Origin of the sequence: Alkalihalobacterium chitinilyticum (genome assembly GCF_029028005.1) — a bacterium.
GTDB classification, from domain to species: domain Bacteria; phylum Bacillota; class Bacilli; order Bacillales; family Bacillaceae_F; genus Alkalihalobacterium; species Alkalihalobacterium chitinilyticum.
The window spans coordinates 1-20,167 of the sequence record NZ_JAOTPO010000016.1; the positions used below are offsets into that span (position 1 = coordinate 1).

18 protein-coding genes are annotated in these 20,167 nt (G+C 37.1%); 4 read left to right on the top strand and 14 right to left on the bottom strand.

The genetic code is table 11. The annotated features are described in order from the left end of the window. Positions 1-552: 552 nt before the first annotated feature. Positions 553-1,641 carry a D-alanine--D-alanine ligase family protein gene (locus tag N7Z68_RS18765; protein WP_275120012.1) on the bottom strand — a complete coding sequence of 363 codons (1,089 nt, stop codon included), beginning with the start codon at positions 1,639-1,641 and terminating at the stop codon, positions 553-555. A 396-nt stretch (positions 1,642-2,037) separates the two neighbouring features. Between N7Z68_RS18765 and N7Z68_RS18770 the strand changes: the two genes are divergently transcribed. Continuing rightward, positions 2,038-3,816, top strand: a complete 1,779-nt coding sequence (locus N7Z68_RS18770) for a methyl-accepting chemotaxis protein (protein WP_275120013.1) — start codon at positions 2,038-2,040, stop codon at positions 3,814-3,816. A 67-nt stretch (positions 3,817-3,883) separates the two neighbouring features. On the opposite strand, the gene N7Z68_RS18775 is transcribed toward N7Z68_RS18770, so the two are convergent. The 5 genes from N7Z68_RS18775 to N7Z68_RS18795 form a co-directional block, all read right to left on the bottom strand. Continuing rightward, positions 3,884-4,027 carry a lmo0937 family membrane protein gene (locus tag N7Z68_RS18775; protein WP_275120014.1) on the bottom strand — a complete coding sequence of 48 codons (144 nt, stop codon included), beginning with the start codon at positions 4,025-4,027 and terminating at the stop codon, positions 3,884-3,886. A gap of 109 nt (positions 4,028-4,136) precedes the next feature. Next, positions 4,137-5,258: a Ger(x)C family spore germination protein gene (locus N7Z68_RS18780; protein WP_275120015.1), complete on the bottom strand. Its 1,122-nt coding sequence runs from the start codon at positions 5,256-5,258 to the stop codon at positions 4,137-4,139. After that, positions 5,255-6,352 carry a GerAB/ArcD/ProY family transporter gene (locus tag N7Z68_RS18785; protein WP_275120016.1) on the bottom strand — a complete coding sequence of 366 codons (1,098 nt, stop codon included), beginning with the start codon at positions 6,350-6,352 and terminating at the stop codon, positions 5,255-5,257. The genes N7Z68_RS18780 and N7Z68_RS18785 overlap by 4 nt, the downstream gene beginning before the upstream one ends. Before the next feature lie 4 nt (positions 6,353-6,356). Further along, complete coding sequence (locus N7Z68_RS18790) at positions 6,357-7,862, bottom strand: spore germination protein (protein WP_275120017.1); 1,506 nt, start codon at positions 7,860-7,862, stop codon at positions 6,357-6,359. Positions 7,863-8,036: 174 nt separating this feature from the next. Beyond that, positions 8,037-8,822, bottom strand: coding sequence for a Cof-type HAD-IIB family hydrolase (locus N7Z68_RS18795; protein ID WP_275120018.1), 786 nt, complete (start codon positions 8,820-8,822; stop codon positions 8,037-8,039). 324 nt (positions 8,823-9,146) lie between these two features. Between N7Z68_RS18795 and N7Z68_RS18800 the strand changes: the two genes are divergently transcribed. Further along, positions 9,147-9,662: a DUF3231 family protein gene (locus N7Z68_RS18800; RefSeq protein WP_275120019.1), complete on the top strand. Its 516-nt coding sequence runs from the start codon at positions 9,147-9,149 to the stop codon at positions 9,660-9,662. A gap of 54 nt (positions 9,663-9,716) precedes the next feature. Here N7Z68_RS18800 and N7Z68_RS18805 read toward each other — a convergent pair whose 3' ends face one another. From N7Z68_RS18805 to N7Z68_RS18840, 8 genes are all read right to left on the bottom strand, one after another. Next, on the bottom strand, positions 9,717-10,919 hold the full coding sequence (locus N7Z68_RS18805; protein ID WP_275120020.1) for a serine hydrolase domain-containing protein: 1,203 nt from the start codon (positions 10,917-10,919) through the stop codon (positions 9,717-9,719). Positions 10,920-11,065: 146 nt separating this feature from the next. Then, on the bottom strand, positions 11,066-11,443 hold the full coding sequence (locus tag N7Z68_RS18810) for a DUF5634 family protein (protein WP_275120022.1): 378 nt from the start codon (positions 11,441-11,443) through the stop codon (positions 11,066-11,068). Between the two features lie 41 nt (positions 11,444-11,484). Continuing rightward, positions 11,485-11,649, bottom strand: a complete 165-nt coding sequence (locus N7Z68_RS18815; RefSeq protein WP_275120023.1) for a hypothetical protein — start codon at positions 11,647-11,649, stop codon at positions 11,485-11,487. Positions 11,650-11,653: 4 nt separating this feature from the next. Continuing rightward, entirely contained in the window at positions 11,654-12,889 is a 1,236-nt protein-coding gene (locus tag N7Z68_RS18820; RefSeq protein WP_275120024.1) for a Ger(x)C family spore germination protein, read from the bottom strand. Next, positions 12,882-13,979 carry a GerAB/ArcD/ProY family transporter gene (locus N7Z68_RS18825; RefSeq protein ID WP_275120025.1) on the bottom strand — a complete coding sequence of 366 codons (1,098 nt, stop codon included), beginning with the start codon at positions 13,977-13,979 and terminating at the stop codon, positions 12,882-12,884. Before N7Z68_RS18825 ends, N7Z68_RS18820 begins: the two co-directional genes overlap by 8 nt. Before the next feature lies 1 nt (position 13,980). Continuing rightward, positions 13,981-15,507, bottom strand: a complete 1,527-nt coding sequence (locus N7Z68_RS18830; protein ID WP_275120026.1) for a spore germination protein — start codon at positions 15,505-15,507, stop codon at positions 13,981-13,983. A gap of 125 nt (positions 15,508-15,632) precedes the next feature. Then, positions 15,633-16,472, bottom strand: coding sequence for a DUF2935 domain-containing protein (locus N7Z68_RS18835; RefSeq protein WP_275120027.1), 840 nt, complete (start codon positions 16,470-16,472; stop codon positions 15,633-15,635). Positions 16,473-16,656: 184 nt separating this feature from the next. Beyond that, a complete protein-coding gene (locus N7Z68_RS18840; RefSeq protein ID WP_275120028.1) occupies positions 16,657-17,721 on the bottom strand; it encodes a M42 family metallopeptidase in 1,065 nt (354 codons plus the stop codon). 141 nt (positions 17,722-17,862) lie between these two features. Here N7Z68_RS18840 and N7Z68_RS18845 point away from each other — a divergent pair, with 141 nt between their 5' ends. After that, positions 17,863-18,825, top strand: a complete 963-nt coding sequence (locus tag N7Z68_RS18845; RefSeq protein ID WP_275120029.1) for a DMT family transporter — start codon at positions 17,863-17,865, stop codon at positions 18,823-18,825. Positions 18,826-18,895: 70 nt separating this feature from the next. Then, entirely contained in the window at positions 18,896-20,086 is a 1,191-nt protein-coding gene (locus tag N7Z68_RS18850) for a DUF2515 domain-containing protein (protein ID WP_275120030.1), read from the top strand. The last annotated feature ends 81 nt before the right edge of the window (positions 20,087-20,167 follow it).

The window sequence follows — 20,167 nt, forward strand, 5'->3', positions numbered from 1 at the left end:
AGGCAGTTAGGCTCCTTCTTCACCTAACCACCAACCAGATGATAGAGTGGTTGGGTCAAGCGGGTTGGGCTTGATGCATCCACGGCATCATCTATGCTTTTAAAAAGTGAAGAAGGGCCTACTGTTTTAATAATATGGAAAAACTAAAATTCGTTATTTAGGTGTCCACTTTCTTGACATAAGTCCACACCGGCCTCTATTTCCTTAAAATTCATACTCTTACAACTATTAGAGCACTGAGAGGCCCTTATCTTCATCAAATCTGGTGAATCCGTCTGTTTTTTCAATTAATAAGAGCGTCTGAGTGCCTTAAACTGTAGAAAACAGTGTTTTTGACACAAATAAGGGCCCCTGGAGTACGCTTCCGCCTTTTGCAACAGCCGACTTAAACTCCAGAAAAAAAGCCAAATGCTTCTAAACCATAAAATAAATAGAGGTTAAAATCGTCATTGATTTTAACCTCTATTTTGTATGTTAATTTAATGTTTTATTCCAATCGCTCAAGCTCTTATCCGAAGATCAGCCTCAATACTTCACCATTACTGCACTGTACTACGCTATTTGATTTTCAAAAATCCCTTGTAAATACGTATTCACTCTCACAGCATTTTCATTTAACTGATCATTTATCGGTAAACCATACCTTGTCAGCGTGACGAATAAGAAATATGCGATAAACTCTGGATAATCTACCGCGCTATTTTCCGCCATAAAAGCTAAAGAGCCGGTTAATGACAATGAAGGAGTTCCATTCACATCTATCACATATACTCGACCATCTTCACCTTCTCGCAAGTCTAAACGAATTAAATCGCGTGCTCCAAGTGCTTGAAAAACTTGCATAGCCGTGTCTTTTATTTTAGCACCCACTGGAGATGCAACAGGAATAATCTCAAATTCACTGCGAGACTGATGCTCGACCATCTTTACTTCTTGACTGCGAACATTAAAAGCTTCAGGAAAAGCAATGACTGGCAGAACGTTCAGTACACCGTTCCCGATCACACCAACCGTATATTCTCGGCCCGGTAAGTACGTTTCAGCAAGGATCGGCTGATCACCAATCATCTCCCGTAATTGCTGTAACTTAGATAATAATTCGCTGCGATTTCTAACAATGGATTTCTCGTCAATCCCAATGCTGCACCCGCCGCCACATGGCTTAAGGAACATTGGATATCCTACGACATATTCCACTCGATCCATATTATCGTTATCATCTTGAATTTCACTAAAAACAAAGAAACGAGGAATAGCAATTTCTTTTTGTCCCAGCTTTTCATACGTAATATCTTTATTACGGCAAGCTTCCATCGCTTGGACATCGGAATGTGAGTACGGTACACCTAACCCTTCAAGTACCGCTCGAATACTTAATGCACCTGATCCATCATACAAAGTTTCTGGTTCATCCAGAAAACCTTCTGCAATTACAAAAGCTAAATCTGGTTGGTTCACCTGAACTGCTTCTGTTAATTGTTCCTTACTAAATAGATTAAGAGGAATTACTTCCATTTGATAAGATTGAAAAACTGATGTTAATCGTTGTACTGTCTTAGTAGATGCGCATTCTCTAAATGCCTCTGTTCTTTCCTCATCAGGTACCCAATTATAGACGAATAAAATTCTTAACGTCGTCAATTCCTACTCCCCATTCCAAATATAATTAAAGTTATATAAACAAGAAAATTATACTTAGATAGATGTCCTGAAGCAATATGAAAATTTACGAAAAAGCACGTTTTTCATAAATAAAAAGATTGACAAGTTTTTTGCTTATTATTTGCTACAAACCATCTTACCAAAATTATTAAGAACCATTTTCTAAGGTAACTACCTCACCTAATGATCCTTTACTTTGTTCACAATAAAAACTAATGAATAGAAACCCAATTATTAAATATTTCTTCACACATAAAGCTTATTATCAGATGATCTGATATCTTAAATGTAGTAATATATTATTAGGTGGTTTGTAGTTAAAAGGAACTACACACTACTACAATTCGTACCTACATAGAAAAGGAGCACATCAAGATGGAGCACAACTCGAATTCTAATTTTTTACAAGGACTTACGTTTAAATTTCTTGCATTAGTTATTGCTTCGCTACTGCTAGTGAGTAGCACAATTGGTCTCACTAGTTACTTTTACGCCAAACAAGAACTTATCGAAGGGGGAAAGCTGCACCTTCATGATATTACTGAAACTGCATTAGACTCTATCCAATTATTAAATGATCAAGTGAACCAAGGAAACTTATCTTTGGAAGAGGCTCAAAACATAGCTCGGCAGCATATTAGCGGCCCTTTTTCAAATGTTGAGGAGAAAATAAGAGACTATACACAATCATCATTTGTATACAAAAATGATGGCTATATCTTTGGATATGATAGTCAGCATATCGCGCAAATCCACCCTAACGGACTAGAAGGTGCTGACTTAACAAACCTTCAAGACGCACAAGGAAATTACTTAATACAAAACTTAGTCAAAACATCAAAACTTGAAAACGCAAATGATCGTTTTTATATCTACGATTGGCTCAACCCAAACGAAACTACTCCTCGGGAAAAAATTGCTTATTTAGTTTATTTTGAACCTTGGGACTGGATGATTGGAATAGGAGCATACACAGAAGAATTTTACGAATCTCTTGAAGCATTGAAATATATTATCGTTCTAATCGTTCTCCTTTCTACAACTGTAGGAGCGGCAATTACATTTATTTTTATTAGAAAAAAAATCTTACTCATTAAAAAATCAAACGACGTTGCTACAGAACTTAGTCAAGGCAATTTAATGGTAGAAACGATAACTCATGATGGTAAAGATGAGGTTAGCTCGTTATCAAGATCTATTGATCACATGGTTCAAAATCTAAAAGGAATTGTATTTAATGTGAGAGAGAATAGTGAGAAAGTAGCGTCCTTCTCAGAACAAGTCACAGCGAGTGCTGAGCAAACCGCAACTGCAACCAATCAAATTACGGAGGCTATCCAAAAAGTAGCAGTAACTGCTGATGACAATAATCAAATGACACTAGATACCATTTCTTCGTTGAAGCAAATGTCTCAGGATGTCAGTGAAATGGACCAAGTCTTCTCATCCGTAATTGAACTTTCAACCAATGCACTGAACGAAGCTTCTTCAGGAGAAAACCTGATCGAACAATCGATTGAGCAGATGAATGAAGTTAATCGTGTCGTGGAGACATCTTCAAATGATATCGAACAATTAAATAAACATGCACAAGAAGTAAGTAGCATTATTAATATCATAACGGGAATTTCTAACCAGACAAACTTATTAGCCTTAAATGCAGCGATCGAAGCTTCGAGGGCTGGTGAAGCCGGCAAAGGATTTGCGGTCGTAGCTGAAGAAGTTCGAAAACTGGCTGAACAATCATCTCAAGCTGCAAAACAGGTTATCTCCATCATCAACCAAATGCAAGACGGAGCCAGTGAGTCTGTACTATCGATGAATAAAGTTATGAATGAAGTGAATGAAGGAAGAAATTTAATACACAAGGCTGGAACATCGTTCTATGGAATTGTCCAAAGTAACCAAGGGTTATCAGAACAAATTCAACAAGTATCTACACTATCAAGGGAAGTTTCTAGTGCTTCTCAACAGCTAGTAAATAAATCAGAAAATGTTCTTCAATCAACAATTAATTTAACATCGGATTATCAAACGATAGCTTCTGCATCAGAAGAACAACTGGCTTCGATGGAAGAAGTTACAGCTTCTATGACACACCTAAATGAATTAGCAAAAGAGTTACAAACCATTGTGGATCAATTTAAAATGTAACCCGCTTTAAGATAGTGACGGTTAGTGCATGAATAGGGCTAAAGAGGCTGACAAAACGTCAGCCTTTTTAGGTTCTCCTTCCTGTCAACAAGTTAAAAATAACTAATAGCAATGCGATGACAATAAGTAAATGAATAATCCCGCCAGCTATTTCAAAAGAAAACCCTAGTAACCATAACAATACAAGTATACCGATTAACGTCCAAAACATATAATCACCTCATAAGTATTGGTGTTAATCAGATACCCGATTGTAAAAAGATTAATCTCCATCTTAAAATATCAGAACTTTTTGCTTAGATTATAAAAAGACTCTGTATTTATCTGATCGTCCCTGTTGAAATAATCCTTACTTCAACATGCGCTGTAATATCCGTCTGTTTAAAAACCTCTTGCCAGTTTTCCTTACTCCATCCTCTTGGTGCTTTCACACGGAAGTATTCACCAAAACCACCAGGATCGACACCTAGCTCTTGGAACTCGCGAACCGCATGAATCACCCGGTCTTCTATTCTCTCACTAATCTTCTCTTCAATTTCTTTTCTTTCTTCTAAACTGGCTAAATCTCTCGTCCCGTCATAATCAACGATACTTCCTCGAATATAAAAATGAAGAAATAACTCGGGATTTTCCAAGTCACCATTAGCTTCTGCACTAAACTTGGTCGCCACAAATTTTAAAATCGCCATCTCTTCTTCGCCTTCACCGTTTGCCCCTGGAATCAAGACGGATATATCAGGTAAGCCTTTCCTTTTCTTCATTGCTTGTACTAATTTAGATTCTTCTGGATCTAGCAATCCCACCATTTTATCGCCGCTAAAAAGGGCAACCTTCGTAATTTTTAACGAATTTTCATTTACGATTTCAAGGTACGGTGCCGAAGGATCTGATACTTCATCAGTACTTTTATTGATAAAGTAATGAATCGTTGTAAACGGACTAAATGCAGTCATTATTCTTGGTTTTAATAATTCATTTAAATAGACGTTAATTTCGGGTTTATCACTATAGTCACGCTTAATCACTTCTTCAGTTGTCCCTTTAACAACCGCAATAAAAATATTCGTCCCTACTTGTGGATCACGGTATAAGTTTTCAAGTACCTTCCATAATCCTACTTTTCTTGCATACTCCTCGCTAAATAAAAGAACACGTAATTGAAGAGGGGACAGTACTTTTTCTGTTAAAGTAGAGATGTCCATAACCGATTGATGCGGCATTCGCACAACCGTTGAGAAGGTTTGAACTTGTTCCTCAGCATCATGTTGAGGTTGGGGCAGGGAGATATTGACTTTTACCCTTTCATCATCAACATAATCAAACCCCATCACACCAATCATCCCAAGATCCTCAATGACGGGCTGTTTAACGTTTGGATCATCACAACCAAATAATAGTCCTGTTAAAAAAACAAGCAATAGACTTGAAAAAAAGAGTTTCATAAAGACACCCCTTTCTCCTTTTCACGCTTAAAGAAGTGAACGATAAGTAAAAATATTGGGAGCAAATGAATTCCATACCCATAGAAAACAGCCCATTGGTCATAAATCACCGTTTGTAAATGAAATGGAATCGGGCCAAGAAATAAGAATAAGCCGATAGCGGCACATACATACAAATGCCATGTACGATTTTTATGTTTAGAAACCAAGGCATCCAACCCTTTTTTCGCAACCCAAAGGTAAGCAGACGCTGTTGATAATGCTAAAAACACCCATATAGCGGTCCCGAAAGTTTCAATACGTTCAATGAAAGCTAATTGAACCGCTTGAAATAAATTAAGAACGGGAAATAATAAATTATCTAACTGCCAAGGTGAAAAATAAACGACACTCACTAAAGAAACAGCAACATAAAAAAATACGGCTAACCAAATACCAATGGAAACATGTAAAAAGGCTTTTTCTTGGTTAATGATATATGGATAATAAAATAAGATAAGTCCGAAGCCAAACATCGCAGATGCACCGCTATGTAGTGCCTGGAGCCATGCAAACATACTGACCTCAAAGGTGGGTATCGCATGTATCCAATTTCCAGATTGCATCGGCCATTTGAGGTAGTAAATCAACCAAACTGTGAGAAAAAACGCAAACATACAAAAACGAGCAATCGATTTAATTCCCCCATTCACAATGCAAACTAGAACAATAAAAAATACAACCCCGATCCAAGTCATTGTATACTCTGGCAAGGTTACCGTTTGAACGAGCCTTAAATACCTTTGACTGACAGACGTTAAGGCAACTAATGCATAAAGTAACAAAATGAAGTTCATGACTTTCCCGATCAAAATGCCAAGAAGTTTCTCATTGATATTAAACAACGAATCGTTTGGATATTGCTTACACAAATAAATAATGGGTATGAGCATTAGATTGGCAAGCACTCCAAGCAAAATGGGTACGAGCCACAAATTATATCCCGCTTGACTAATATCATTCGGCAATGAAAATAATGAAATTCCAACCATCGTATTTTGCGCTAGAAATACGACGTGATAAGCATTTAGTTTTTTAAACTTACCTCTATCCATACGACTACTCCTCGTCTAATGGACGAACAAGATCTTTTTTCGCCCTAGATATTCCAGGTCGCTGCATAAAAAAATTTCCAGGTGCACGTAGAATGCTGTTAAATAAATCCGACCATTTTCTAGGAATGATTGGAGTTATAAAAGGTGAACCAAGAGAAGTTAAGTTAGATAAATGATTAAACAACCAGGCTAACGTAAGCATTTGACCAAACATGCCAAGAGCACCCGCTGCAAAAATAAATAAGTAACGAATAAATCGAATGGCATTACTCATCATGAAATTCGCTGGAATAAATGATAATAGAGCAGTAATAGCAACTAGTACAATTAAAATATTACTTGCAAGACCAGCTTCTACTGCTGCTGTTCCAATTACGATCCCGCCAACGATCCCGATCGTCTGCCCAATTTTGGTCGGCATTCGTGCACCAGCTTCGCGAAGAACTTCAATGACTAGTTCAATGACGAGAACTTCAATGACTGGTGGAAACGGAACTTGTGATCGCGATTCTGCTAATAAGGTCAATAATTGCTGCGGGAGCATTTCTGGATGAAAAGTCAAAACTGATACATAAGATGAAGTTAATAATATCGATATAAAAAATCCTGCTAACCTCAAAGATCGTAATAATGAAGCCGTAGTCCACCGGTTATAATAATCTTCTGGGGTGATAAACAACTCAAAAAAAGTAGCTGGTAGTACAGCTGCTTCAGGACTCCCATTCATCATTACTATGACTTTTCCATTCAATAATTCATTGATAACATTATCGGTACGAATCGTCATTCCGAATTGCGGAAAAGGCGATAACGGTTTATCTTCTAGTGCTTGCTTGAGAACAGGCATTCCAATAAAGCCATGGTACTCGATATTTTGCAAACGGGATAAAACACGTTTCACATTTTCGTCATTCGCTATATTATCTAAATATAAGACAGTCACAGTATTCTTGGTTTCTGTCCCTAATAACATGGACTTTGATTTTAAATACGGTGAGCGAATTCTTCGTTTAATTAATGAAAGATTCGTTTGTAAACTTTCTACAAAGGAATCTTGAGGTCCGAGAACGGTCGTTTCATTTTCTGGTGCTGTAATGGAACGTTCGGGAACATTAAAAGTATCAATTGCTATAGCAAGGTTTTCTCGTTCAAATAACAACACAGTAAAGCCACTCAATATATGATGCAGCAGGTTTGGCAGCTCATCTTGTTCAAACGTTTCGAAGTCTTTAAATATCTCTTTGACCTGGCCCGTCTGTTTTTCATCAATAGGGTTAAAAACAACTTGATAAAGCAATGTTGTATCCACGAGTGAATCGAGATAGATTATGGTCGCGGTTTGATCACCAACTGTGATCTCTTTCATGACCAAGTCATCTATATCTTGTAAGCTCTGAGCAATTGCATCCCTACTTATAACTTGTTTCGTATTAGGATTAGCAGCAATTGTATCATGTGGTTGGGGGCCAGCTGATTTTTTTACTTTATTTAAATACCATTTCCAAAACACTCGCGACAAACTCCTTTGTACTTGAGGTCTTTGTTATTTATCCCCACAGGGAACGCTCATTATGTAAAATTCAAGAAAAACCTTTCGGAAATAGTGATACTTTTCATTATTTTAATATATCAATAGACCTAAAAAAAGGAGCTCCACAGTGGATGCTCCTTTCCTACAATTTAGTTAAATGGTTAAACGGCTTTTCTTTTGATACTGAAATAAAAACTCAGTTACACCATCTTCTTCATGGCTGGCGGTAATAAATTTTGTTGCACTCTTAACCTCACTTAACCCATTCCCCATAGCTACACCAATGCCGACATTTCTAAGCATTTCAATATCATTAGGACCATCCCCAAAGGCAGCCGTTTCTTGAGGGTCAATTCCATATTGATCTAATACCCTTTTTAAGCTATGCCACTTGGTTACAGGCTTTTTGGTGATCTCGACACTGGCACCCCAATTAATGATTTGTAACTGCGGGTTGATTTGGTCAGCTAAATCAAGGGCTGTCCTTTGACTTTCAAAGTCAACCATAACCTTTAGTATAGGCTCGTCTTTATCGACATCTTCATTAGCCAACCCCCACATATCAAAGAGAGAGTTCCCTTGTTTGCTGTGGACTTGGTAATTGTACTTTGATGTATGACTAATAATTAGTTCTGCGTGATCCGTTACCTTATCATAGACTTCATCCACTAAATGGTTACCAATTGGTTCGTCATTAACAACCTGTTGATTTTCACGATCATACACGACTGCACCATTTAGACAAATCATCGGAGTATTCAGCTTAAGCTGTTCGTGAATAGCAGTAGTCATATTAATTGGGCGTCCAGTAGCGAGAATAATTTTGACACCTTTTTCTTTTTGCTCTAATAAATAATCTTTATTCCTTTTAGATACCACTCCACTTTTATTAAGTAAAGTACCATCAAGATCAAGTACAATTGCTTTTAAATCTGGCATATTAATCTCCTTTATCATGTCATGGTGATTACTGTACCTACATTGGACAATATACCAGTTTAATGTAAATGGACTATGAGGTTAATGTTAATGTTTATAAAAATTTAGGAAGGATTGTAAATTCCGTGTTGGTTATGAAGGACCTTTCTAATGCCGTTGTGCCCAGCTTGGTCCTTCATCACCTTTATGAAGGACATTAGTGTCATTACCGCTCGACAAAAGTGTGACTTATATATTTACTACATCACTTATTTTTTCCCTTTCATGCTTAAACGAAAATAGGATCATAATAGCTTGGTACCAAACTTGAAGGAGGAGATTTTTATGGGTATCTTAGGTGGAAATCAAAAAGACGAACCTTTACACTACGGGGAAGTTTCTAGTTTATGGGCGTATTTAGCGGGAGTAAATGCACACCTTGCTGAATATCAAACACTCTACAATCATACAGGTGATGACGACCTCAGAAAATTTATCGAAGACAAAATAAATGGTGCAATGAAGCCGCAAGCTCAAGAAATTGAAGCGATTTTAAAAGATAATGGCATCGCTATTCCGCCAGCACCGCCTGAACGTGCAAAAGCAAATATTGAAGATATACCGGCTGGAGCGAGATTTAACGATCCAGAAATCGCTAACCCAATCAGCATGAACATTGCTTCTGGTCTCGTTTCACTTAGTCAGATCATGGGCCAAAGTACTCGTGAAGACATTGCTATGATGGCAGGCAAGTATCATGTTGAAAAAGCACAATACGGACTTCGCATTCTCAAAATGCAAAAGGAAAAGGGCTGGTTAATTGTTCCGCCGTTACACACAAAAGTACCTGAGCTTGTATAATTAATGGTGAACTTCATAAAACTCTTGTGCCAAAATAGGCACAAGAGTCTATTATTATTCATTTAATTCTTCGATAACCTGCCTCAAAACATTCGGCCACCACTCGACTTCTCCAGTGCCGCTTCCATGCCGAACAATTACCGTATTATATCGCGGGGAAATATAAATCAGCTGTCCATACTTACCTAATGCATATACATCCACAACTTCCTCATCTTTGCTAACGCTGTACCACATGTAACCATATTGAGTATCTTTCCCTTCCAAGAATGAGCCGATGTAGTCTTCGCTTCTAGGTTCCTCTTTTGAAATGGACTGAGATAACCATTCTTTACTAATAATTTCTTGACCGTTCCATGATCCATTATGAAGAACAAGGCTGCCTATTTTAGCAAAATCTATAGCACGTGCATTGATTCCGCTTTCCATTTTTTTAAAAGAACTCTTTTTGCTGTCTAAACTCCATGATGCGTCAAACTCAGTTCCAAGTTTAGACCAAAGTTTTTCTTCCATGAATTCTGTAACTGACATACCAGTAGATCGTTCTAAAATAATTCCTAGCAACAGTGGATGATAATTATTGTAGTGAAAACTTTCTCCCCTAGTGCTGTCAACTTCTGTCTGCAACAAGGCCAAACTTCTTAAATCAGGCATATAATATGTTTTGGCATCATCCCCCATCCATGCCATCCCTTCTTTATATTTAATTGGTGACCTCATAGTTAATAGATCATCAATTGTAATTGCTGAGAATTCTGTTCCTTGAAATTCCTCAATATATATTGAAATTGAATCGTTCTTACTTTTTATAAAACCTTCATCAATGGCTATGCCGATTAAGAGGGAAACAATAGATTTCGCTGCAGAAAATGAAGTATTAATTGAATCTCTTTCATGACCATTAAAGTATTTCTCATAGACCACTTCATCTTCTGCAATAACAATAAACGCTGTCGTCTCATTTTCTTCAAGAAAATCACCTAATTCTTTTTGCACGGTTACACCATTGATTGGATATGAAATAAGCTCCGTTCCTAATGAACGATTATCGGTCTTGTTATAAAAGTAAGTATCTTCACTCTGTTTTATTGGCTTTTCATTGAAGACAAGATAGTCGTTAATATCTGACTCTCTATAAAGCATAATTCTCATCATATATTCGGGCGAATAGACAATTGCAGAAACAGAAAAGACGGTAAATACTAAAACAGCTGCACCACTCAATATCAGCATCACGATCATCTTTACTCTCTTCATCCAATTCCCTCTCCATCAATATTCAATTTCTATTTATTATATATTTAATTTAGAAGATATTGGTATATGAATTCTAAAAACAAATGCAAAAGAAAAAAGAAGTGGATTCACTCATAGTGAATCCAACTTCTTTTAAAAGGTACTTCCTAATGTTCCAACCCTTTATCCATTTCTTCAAACACTTCTTCTAGTGAAGAAAATCCTCTCAGATCACCTTCAGCGGTTTCTATAACCCACTCCTGTTTTTCCGGTCGAAGAAGACCTTCATCATTGATTACATATGGCGTATGTGTCATAAACACTTCATCATCCTTACGAATCGTATACCCTATATAATAATGATTACCTTCACCTTGTTCCTCGAAAATCCCAATATCATTAACATTGTACTTTTCCATAATGGGCCTTAAAGACTCGTTCATTTCATTTAGTATCGCTTCTCTCGATAAATAATCCATATCGTTCTCCTTTATCGTCGATCTTTTATATTGATAATATGGATTAATTTCTACTTGTTTATCCATATGGATGATCTCTATGGTTACAATTATCCCTTATTTCAAGGCTACACTCGCATATATAACCATATAGGTAAGACCACTAGCGGAATGCATAAGAAAATTAGAAATACGACAAACCCTCGCTGTTCTTTATCGTCAAAAAGAGAACGAGCATACATGATCGTATAATAAGCACAAAAGAATGAAATTGGTATAAGTATCCACTCCATAATCTCAATCCTTAATCAAATCAATATTAGGCGGCCTGAGTTGTTTCCCGTATTCTCTAATTTCAACGTTAACATCCAGATTTACTTCAGCATTCGGGTAGGAATTCATCCAGTCATAATTCCAGTATTCTTGCAAAGTAAGAAAGTTTTTTCTCGCAACAAGTGACCACCGAAATGGGTCCCCTTTAAATTGATCCTGTGTTTTTTTTATAAATTTACCTGCCACCTCAAGATATTTCTCCTCAATATGCCGTTTAAGTAAATCTTGTTTTTCTAAATCTTGAATGTAATCAATATGACTAGTGATCGTCAGAATTTCTAAAACAATAGGTATTTCCACATTGATAATCGGATACTGTTGATCGGTATTTATGCTCACCTTTGTTCGCTCTTCGTTATAAACTCTCGCGGTAATATGTTTTCCTTCAGCGAGTGGATCATCATAAGTGACGACCATTGTACCTACTTCAATATAAGGTCGTAATACGATAGCAATCCTCGTTTCTTCACCCGTCAATGTTCCAATCATTTTCCCTTCCTTAATAACTGCCGAGCCAATCGTTTGAACAGGATTTCCTCCTTTTTTCTCAATTTGCCCTGCTGTATACTCATCTTCCATCCCATTTTTTTTGGGTTCCACTTTTTCCCCGGTACTATACGTTGCCAAAAATAACCCAGCATCTTCCTCGAGCCTGTGTAAATATTCATTTAAACTCGAATCTGGGATTAATCCCGTTTCTTCCCAGCGATCTGTCATTAGTTGAAAAAATTTATGCGGCCTTGTTTCTAAAGTCGGGTCATTATTGCGCAAATAATCGGCAGCTTTCTCCCGACAAACAATAAAGGTTATTTTCCGATCGAATTCCCGATCTCTCACAGAAGGCTTAATATAATCAATAAGATCTTCTCCCCTTGCTATTTCTTCACTAACGACTAATACCTTCATATGCGTAAAGTTGGCTTCCCTTGAAACAAAGGAAACAAGCATGTCACGAGCAGAAATAAAATCTGGAGCATTTATCGTAATAATATCGGACGCTTCTTCACCTGTAGCACCATTATTCACTCCACTGGCTTCTGGATTTGCGATTTGATAGGTTATCCTCATCCCAAAATCTTCACTTTTATCAATGCCAATTGCGATAATATATGCTAGCTCCTCCAAATCATGTCGATCCCAACACCCCACTAACATTACCGTGAATACTAATAAAATAAGAATAGGAAAGCGCTTAAACATTGAATCGTTCCTTTACTTTATATGTTATCCATAAAAGAATAGGTAGCATCGTTACAAAATACCAACTCGATTGAAGCAAAAACACATCTCTCATAAAAAAAGTGGTTTCGGTTTGATTTTCTGGAATTAATCCAACCAACAAAGTAATACAGGCTAGCGGTAGCAAGATCGGTTTGAAATCTTTTAACTGAAACATCGAACAGACGATAAATGCTGAAAGTAATAAATAGATCGAGAACCTTACCACTGCAGCCATAATCCAAAATCCTAAGAAAAACCCCTCATAACTCGTGACAATCGTTCCTACTTCAAGCATCTTTGTTAGCTGTTGAAAGGGATATGCAACATGTGCGACTTGTGGGTAGTCAAACAGCATGACAAAATACGCCATAGTGATGGTCATTTCCAACACAATAAATCCAACCGCTAATAATGTTGCTGTCTTATAACTCTTATGATCTCTAACCCAAGGGAAAAATAACGCAACCATAATAAATTCGAAAAAAATCGTATGATAGGAAAAGGACTCTTTTATTAAAACGTCCAACCCAGGACCAGCTATAGGAAATAAAAATTCAAAATGAATTTCATTGATAATCAGCAAAAATAACAGAAATAAAACAACCTTAATATAGGGGAGAACAACCCATGCCGTCCTTCCCACAGCTTCTATTCCAACTCTTGCAACGGCGAAGCTACTCCCAATTAACAACAGAAAAATGATAACAACAGGAGTTGTTGGAAAAAACATTGTACTAATAATGTTAACTGTTGTTCGCTGATTTAATGCATTTGCAAAAATCATGGCGAAAAGGATAATCAGGCAAATGATAAATCCTATATACTTGCCAGTTACGATAAAAATAATATCAACCAGGTTTTTATTTTTATATTTTTTTAAGAGTGACAAAATGAGTAAAGTCGGTACCAGTATGATACCTCCAGCTACTATAGGTAAAACCCAAGTTGCATTTTTTCCAGCTTCTAATAGTAGCATAGGTGTACCATCTGATAACTTTATTCCTATTGAAATTAAAAATATAGCAAAAAGTTCTCTTGTACCTACCTTTCCATCTGCAGGTTGAAGCATATCATTTCCCCCTCGGTTCGGTACCTCTAACTTTCTCTTTTGGGAATACATAAAATGGACGTAACCATTGTTTCCATACTGGCGGTCTGACGATCATATCCTTTGAAGAACGAGTGTGCGGTGCCAGTGGTGAGAAAAATGGGACGCCAAACGACTTTGCATTATTCGCATAAGCAATCGCAAAAACGAGAAAGATACCTATCCCAAAAAAACCCATGGTCGCCGCAAAAAATAGTATGATAAAACGTGTAATTCGAATCGTGAAGTTCATACTGATGTCTGGAATTGCAAACGAAGCTAAACCCGTTATCGCAACGACTATTACAAGAATAGGGCTAATGATACCGGCTTCTACTGCAGCTTGTCCTAAAATGAGTGCACCTACAATCCCAATGGTCGGTCCTATTGGAGTAGGTATTCGAATACCAGCTTCTCGTATTAATTCAAATGAAATTTCCATCATAATGACTTCGACAATTGCTGGAAATGGAACTCGTTCTCTTGTCGCTGCAATTGCCAATAATAAGTCCGTTGGAAACATCTCAATATGAAAATTCGATATCGCAATATATAGCGAAGGTACTAATAACGCAATGAATAATGAAAACAAGCGAATTAGTCTTATAAAATTGCCAAAAGCCCATCTGTGATAATAATCCTCGGCTGTGTGAAAAAGTCCCCAAAACGTAATCGGTAGGACTAAACAGGCTGGAGAATTATCCATTAATAAGACGATATGGCCTTCATTTAAAAAAGCACAAGCTCGATCTGGACGTTCCGAATACAAAGTTGAAGGTATTAAAGAGTATGGTCTTTCCTCAATATGTTGTTCAAGTATAGCTAAACCTTGAACTGCATCAACATCTATTTGAGCAATTCGGTCACGGACATTTTCTAATAACTCTTCATTGACTAAAGAACCAATATACATAACAGAAACCGTTTGCACTGCATGATTTCCTACTGTCATTTCTTCCGTAACCAAATCCACATTTTTTAATTGCTTTCGAATGAGTGATCGGTTAACAGCAGCCGATTCTGTAAAGGATTCCATTGGCCCTTTAATGACATTTTCGGTTTGTGGATGCTCGATGCCTCGATGTTCAAACGAAGTAGTTGCAATAGAAATTGCGCTGTTCATCCCTTTTATTAACAGCAATGTTTGTCCACCGATTAATGCCGTAAGTAACTCTTTCTGGTTCTTTACTACCTTTGCCTCTTTTATGGATAATACATTTTCTATTAAAAATGGTTCAAGCTCTTGTTCTGGTTCATAGACGATTTTCATCTCTTGTAAAGGTTTAATGATATGAAGTTGCACTTCATCTAAGTCCACCATGCCGTTAACAAAAAACAACGTTGCATCTACATATATGTCTCTTAACCTTATGTTCCTACATGTCAGATCAGTGTTTTCTGGATAGGAAAAAGCTTCTTTAATGAAAGTAACAGTTTTCTCATAGTAATTTTCATCTTGAAGACTTCTGTCTTTTACTTCTTGGTTGCGTCTCTTAATTCTTCTCTTCAAGGAAAATACCTCCATATTCCGCTGTAGTACTACTATTTCCAAATGGAGGATAATCATGTATGCAAGAAGCTCAGAACGATAAAAAACCTCCATACATATATATGTATGGAGGTACTATATTTTACTTATTCGCCTACAGGAAAAGACGGCTTTAATAATGAACATTGCATCGCTTCTTCCGTTAACTCCGGAGCATATTGGCTTAGGTGTTTTATAAAATAACATGTTTCTGGAAAATGGTGTTCAAAAAAACGTAACGTTGTTCGAGTTAACACTTCTGTGCCTTCATACATTTCAACCACTTGTCTTATAAACTCATTCGTTTCTAATGTTGCTTCTCCAACTTCTCGTGCTAATCGATCCAAGCGGGGTAATCCATGCGGCATCACTTTTAAAAAGCCTTTAATATGAAAATTTTGCAATATAAATCCTCTAAACACGGTAATGTAGAGGTCTGCTTGACTCGTAAGCCCAACTTCAATGGGATCCAATATATTTCTCAAAAGTACCAAATGACCCACTTGATCTTCTAACCACAAATCGAGAAGGTCAACTAGTGGAAGGGGTGGATAATCCTGCCCTTGAACATAATAACTAAGGATTCGCAAATATTCTCGATTTTCACTCAATGTACCATTTAAGTATGTTGGTGTTAAATTCAGATTTACTAAATTTTGAAGTCGTAACTGTTGCATGTAACTCTCAAATTGATAATAACGGCTTGATATGTCGTAAGCAAGCTTTGAGAACTCAATCATTTCTGGTGATGAAACTGTTAAGCGTCGATCTAATTGATTCAGTTGGTTAAGAACACCTGCAAATGCTTGAATATATTCGTCTGCTAATTGTACCCAGCGCGTTTCACTCGGGGACAAATGGTCCCTCACAAAAAAAGCATGATCTTGTAAGATTTCTAACCAAAACAAATGCTCTTCCCACGGACTTATTAATACTCGGTTTGACAAATTTTATTCCCCTCTCATAAACATGCTTTTATCCAAAATATATGTTTTACATGTAGAAACATGAGGAGAATTTAAACAGACCCTATACAAAAAAAGTGCCCTCCCCAGGGAAAGAACAATATCAATACGATTAATACACCGTATCGATGTTCGCGGGAAAGACACTTAAACAGGGATGATATGATTAAATAAAAGAGAAACTTGTCTCCTCTTTTAATGATAGAATAAATTCTTTTAGCAACTCTTTCGTTGCTTCCAAATCACCTAAATCAATTACTTCTACAGGAGAATGAGCATAGCGTGACGGGATCGATAGGACTCCAGTTGGAATTCCTTTATTCGCTAAACTTACTGCACCTCCATCAGTTCCAATCCCTGGAAATACTTCGTGTTGAAACCGAATGTTTTTATCTTTCGCAAGGTGAAGCAGCTTTTCCTTAACAACTGGGTGAGCAATTAAGCTAAAATCAATCACCTTCACCCCAGTTCCTTTCCCTAAATGAAGGGTTTGATCCATCGTTTCTTCCGGCGTATCGCTAACTGCTGTCGTATCAAGAGCAATTGCCACATCAGCCTCTACATTTCTTGCCGCAACTTGAGCACCTCGAAGACCCACTTCTTCTTGAACTGTAAAGATAGCAATAACTTCACCAGCAAAATCAGTTTTTTGCAGTTCTTTGAGCGTTTGGATGATCACGGCACACCCCGCTCGATCATCAAAGCCTTTACCAACAATCCTTCCCGTCTGCTCATTTCCTAAAAACTCCATAGACGGTGCCCATGTAATGGGGTTTCCAATCTCTACTCCTAATTGTTCAGCAGCTTCCTTCGATGAAGCGCCGATATCTATGTACAGCTGTCTATGGTTACGCACCTTTTGGGCATCATCAAATTTAGCAAAATGAGCAGAGATCGTACCGATAACGCCAGTAAGCAATCCTGTTTTGGTACGCAGTTGAACTTTCTGAGCGAGCAGGATCCGATCATCATGACCTCCTAACTTTTCAAAACGAATTAAACCATTTTCTTCAATTTTTTTCACGATAAAACCAATCTCATCCATATGCGCTGTAATAATCGTTTTAGGACCAGGTGCTGTCCCTCTTTTACGTGCAATGACATTCCCAAGACCGTCAACATGCAGCTCGTCCACTAATTCCTCGACTGTCTCTTTTACCCATCTTGTAACGGGTTGCTCATAGCCGCATGGCCCATGTAATGAAGTCATTGTTTTTAATAAGTTATACATAAAAAAACCTCACTTTTGCATTTATTTAGGAACTCGAATTATCAAATTATATCATATTCATCATTTCTTTTTTCTGAACATTATGTATAATATAGCATACAATACGTTTGTTATATTATTATCTATTAGGTTGGTGAAATTATGAAAAGTATAGTGTTAGGGGTACTTTCTTCTTTCTTTTTCGCCTTTACATTCATTTTGAACCGCTCGATGGAATTAACAGGTGGAAGCTGGATTTGGAGTGCGTCCCTCCGTTTTCTCTTCATGTTGCCTTTCTTTTTACTTATTGTTTACTTTAGAAATAATTTAAAGCAATTATTCATCACAATGAAAGAGAATATTAGGATATGGGTGTTGTGGAGTTTTGTAGGATTCGTCCTTTTCTATGTCCCTATTACATTTGCAGCAGCATACGGTCCGAGTTGGCTGATTGCTGGAACATGGCAGTTTACAATTATAGCCGGGTTGCTTCTTACTCCTTTGTTTTCAACGATGATCACAACTTCTAACGGACTGCAAAGAGTAAGGCATACAATTCCAAAACGAGCCCTGATTATTTCATCGATTATTTTTATCGGCATATTATTTATTCAAAGTACACAATTTCAACATTCAAGTTTAGAACTGTTATTGTTAGGGTTTATCCCAGTTATTATCGCAACTTTTGCTTATCCCTTAGGAAATCGAAAAATGATGGAAGTATGCAGCGGTCGCTTAGATACTTTTCAGCGAATACTCGGAATGACGATAGCAAGCACACCGTTCTGGCTACTATTAGCGGGCTATGGCTTCATTTCTGTCGGACCACCAAGTATCATCCAAGTACAACAAACTTTTATTGTAGCTGTATGTTCTGGTGTCATCGCCACTTCATTATTCTTTTTTGCGACCGACCTCGCTAGACATTCACCAGAAAAGCTTGGCGCAGTTGAAGCTACTCAGTCTACTCAAGTCATTTTCGTCATGTTAGGTGACGTTTTATGGCTCGCTTCTCCCTTTCCTAGCCCTGTCGCATTAACTGGAGTACTTATTATTATGTTCGGTATGATTGTCCACAGCCTCGTTTCAAATAAAACAAAGCAGCAACTGAAAAAAGCAGTTTAAGTATTTTTAAAGAAAAACGAAAAACGCATCCCCTTCTTCATACATATACTTTATGGAGGAGGACTTTGCGATGTTAAAACCTTTTAAAAAACTTGCTGAAATACCTTTGCACTTGTTATCTCTAACCTCTAATAAACTTAAAAAATATAAATATGAGTCAAAAGCAAACGTTAAGTGGAAAAAAATCCAAATACCTAACACGCTTCTAGAGAAGTTAAAAAATCAATTACAAACTAATACTCATACACTGTCAACCTCTCTATCTACTGATGAAAAGATCCTCCTTAATGACATAAAGAAAAAAACGAAACAATTAAACAAGAATAACATCACTCGAACAAATGCTTACCTTCAATTTTATAAAAGAAACCCAGAAATTCATTGGGCTTTTCTTGCACACCTTGTCTCCCGTAATGGAGGATGGAATATGACAGACCTAAAGGGCAGCTTATTACGTTCCATTCTTTCAGATCAGCAGCAACTGGACTTTTTTATGTTTCTAGAAAAGGCCAATGCTAACATTTTTCATGATGCTTTTCCTCAACTACTCTTATATGAACATGGTAAGCAGCGAAATAAAAATCTATTTCATTTACTGCCTTACTTCAACGTTTCAGCATTCATGCAATCGGTTTGGAACCTTTTTAGCTCAGAAAAAAACTCTCAATTTCTTACGATTGCTCTTATCATTAATGAGCAGCATTACATTGAGAAACGCGTCATTCACAACCCATTTTTTCAAGAAAATGTACTCAACACGCTCCTTTTTCAAGCTCAAGAATTTTTACAATTTACCCAAGTTCTATTTCCATATCACTATCAAGACAATAAGGTTAGATTGGCGGGATTTTCTGTTCGAGACTTCTCAAATGTTGCCGAGAGAATAGAAATAGGAAAGAGCCTTTATTCTATTTTATTTGGGATTGATGTACTATCGAACGATGTTACGTCATTTGCTGATTCAACAGACCACACGGGCTCAAGACATGACTTCTGGCCCCATGTTTTTTCAAAAGCAGATATAACTAATCCCCCTGCCACCCAATTAGTTTGTAACAGTAAAGAAGCAAGTATCTACAGCCCACCTTTAACAAAAGCTTGGGGGGATATAACACATTCCTTTTCAGATCAAAGCGATTGGTATAAGAGTACACAAACACTAGATTACTTTGCACCAATTAGCACACCCACTCGTTTCGATATCACTCATGACTATTGTCTAAAGCTGCAAAAAATGTTAGTCGCTTCTTCCGTATTGTAATCCTTTCAAGGAGTGCTGTTGACTTTGGGTTAGAACTGGTATTTCGATTTTGAGACTACTCAAAGTCAACAGTATATTATT

Excerpts from the sequence above, each read along its gene's own strand:
- N7Z68_RS18820 (WP_275120024.1), bottom strand. The coding sequence starts at position 12,889 with ATGTTTAAGCGCTTTCCTATTCTTATTTTATTAGTATTCACGGTAATG.
- N7Z68_RS18780 (WP_275120015.1), bottom strand. The coding sequence starts at position 5,258 with ATGAAACTCTTTTTTTCAAGTCTATTGCTTGTTTTTTTAACAGGACTA.
- N7Z68_RS18785 (WP_275120016.1), bottom strand. The coding sequence starts at position 6,352 with ATGGATAGAGGTAAGTTTAAAAAACTAAATGCTTATCACGTCGTATTT.
- N7Z68_RS18845 (WP_275120029.1), top strand. The coding sequence starts at position 17,863 with ATGAAAAGTATAGTGTTAGGGGTACTTTCTTCTTTCTTTTTCGCCTTT.
- N7Z68_RS18815 (WP_275120023.1), bottom strand. The coding sequence starts at position 11,649 with ATGGAGTGGATACTTATACCAATTTCATTCTTTTGTGCTTATTATACG.
- N7Z68_RS18825 (WP_275120025.1), bottom strand. The coding sequence starts at position 13,979 with ATGCTTCAACCTGCAGATGGAAAGGTAGGTACAAGAGAACTTTTTGCT.
- N7Z68_RS18770 (WP_275120013.1), top strand. The coding sequence starts at position 2,038 with ATGGAGCACAACTCGAATTCTAATTTTTTACAAGGACTTACGTTTAAA.
- N7Z68_RS18775 (WP_275120014.1), bottom strand. The coding sequence starts at position 4,027 with ATGTTTTGGACGTTAATCGGTATACTTGTATTGTTATGGTTACTAGGG.
- N7Z68_RS18795 (WP_275120018.1), bottom strand. The coding sequence starts at position 8,822 with ATGCCAGATTTAAAAGCAATTGTACTTGATCTTGATGGTACTTTACTT.
- N7Z68_RS18810 (WP_275120022.1), bottom strand. The coding sequence starts at position 11,443 with ATGGATAAACAAGTAGAAATTAATCCATATTATCAATATAAAAGATCG.
- N7Z68_RS18800 (WP_275120019.1), top strand. The coding sequence starts at position 9,147 with ATGGGTATCTTAGGTGGAAATCAAAAAGACGAACCTTTACACTACGGG.
- N7Z68_RS18840 (WP_275120028.1), bottom strand. The coding sequence starts at position 17,721 with ATGTATAACTTATTAAAAACAATGACTTCATTACATGGGCCATGCGGC.
- N7Z68_RS18850 (WP_275120030.1), top strand. The coding sequence starts at position 18,896 with ATGTTAAAACCTTTTAAAAAACTTGCTGAAATACCTTTGCACTTGTTA.
- N7Z68_RS18805 (WP_275120020.1), bottom strand. The coding sequence starts at position 10,919 with ATGAAGAGAGTAAAGATGATCGTGATGCTGATATTGAGTGGTGCAGCT.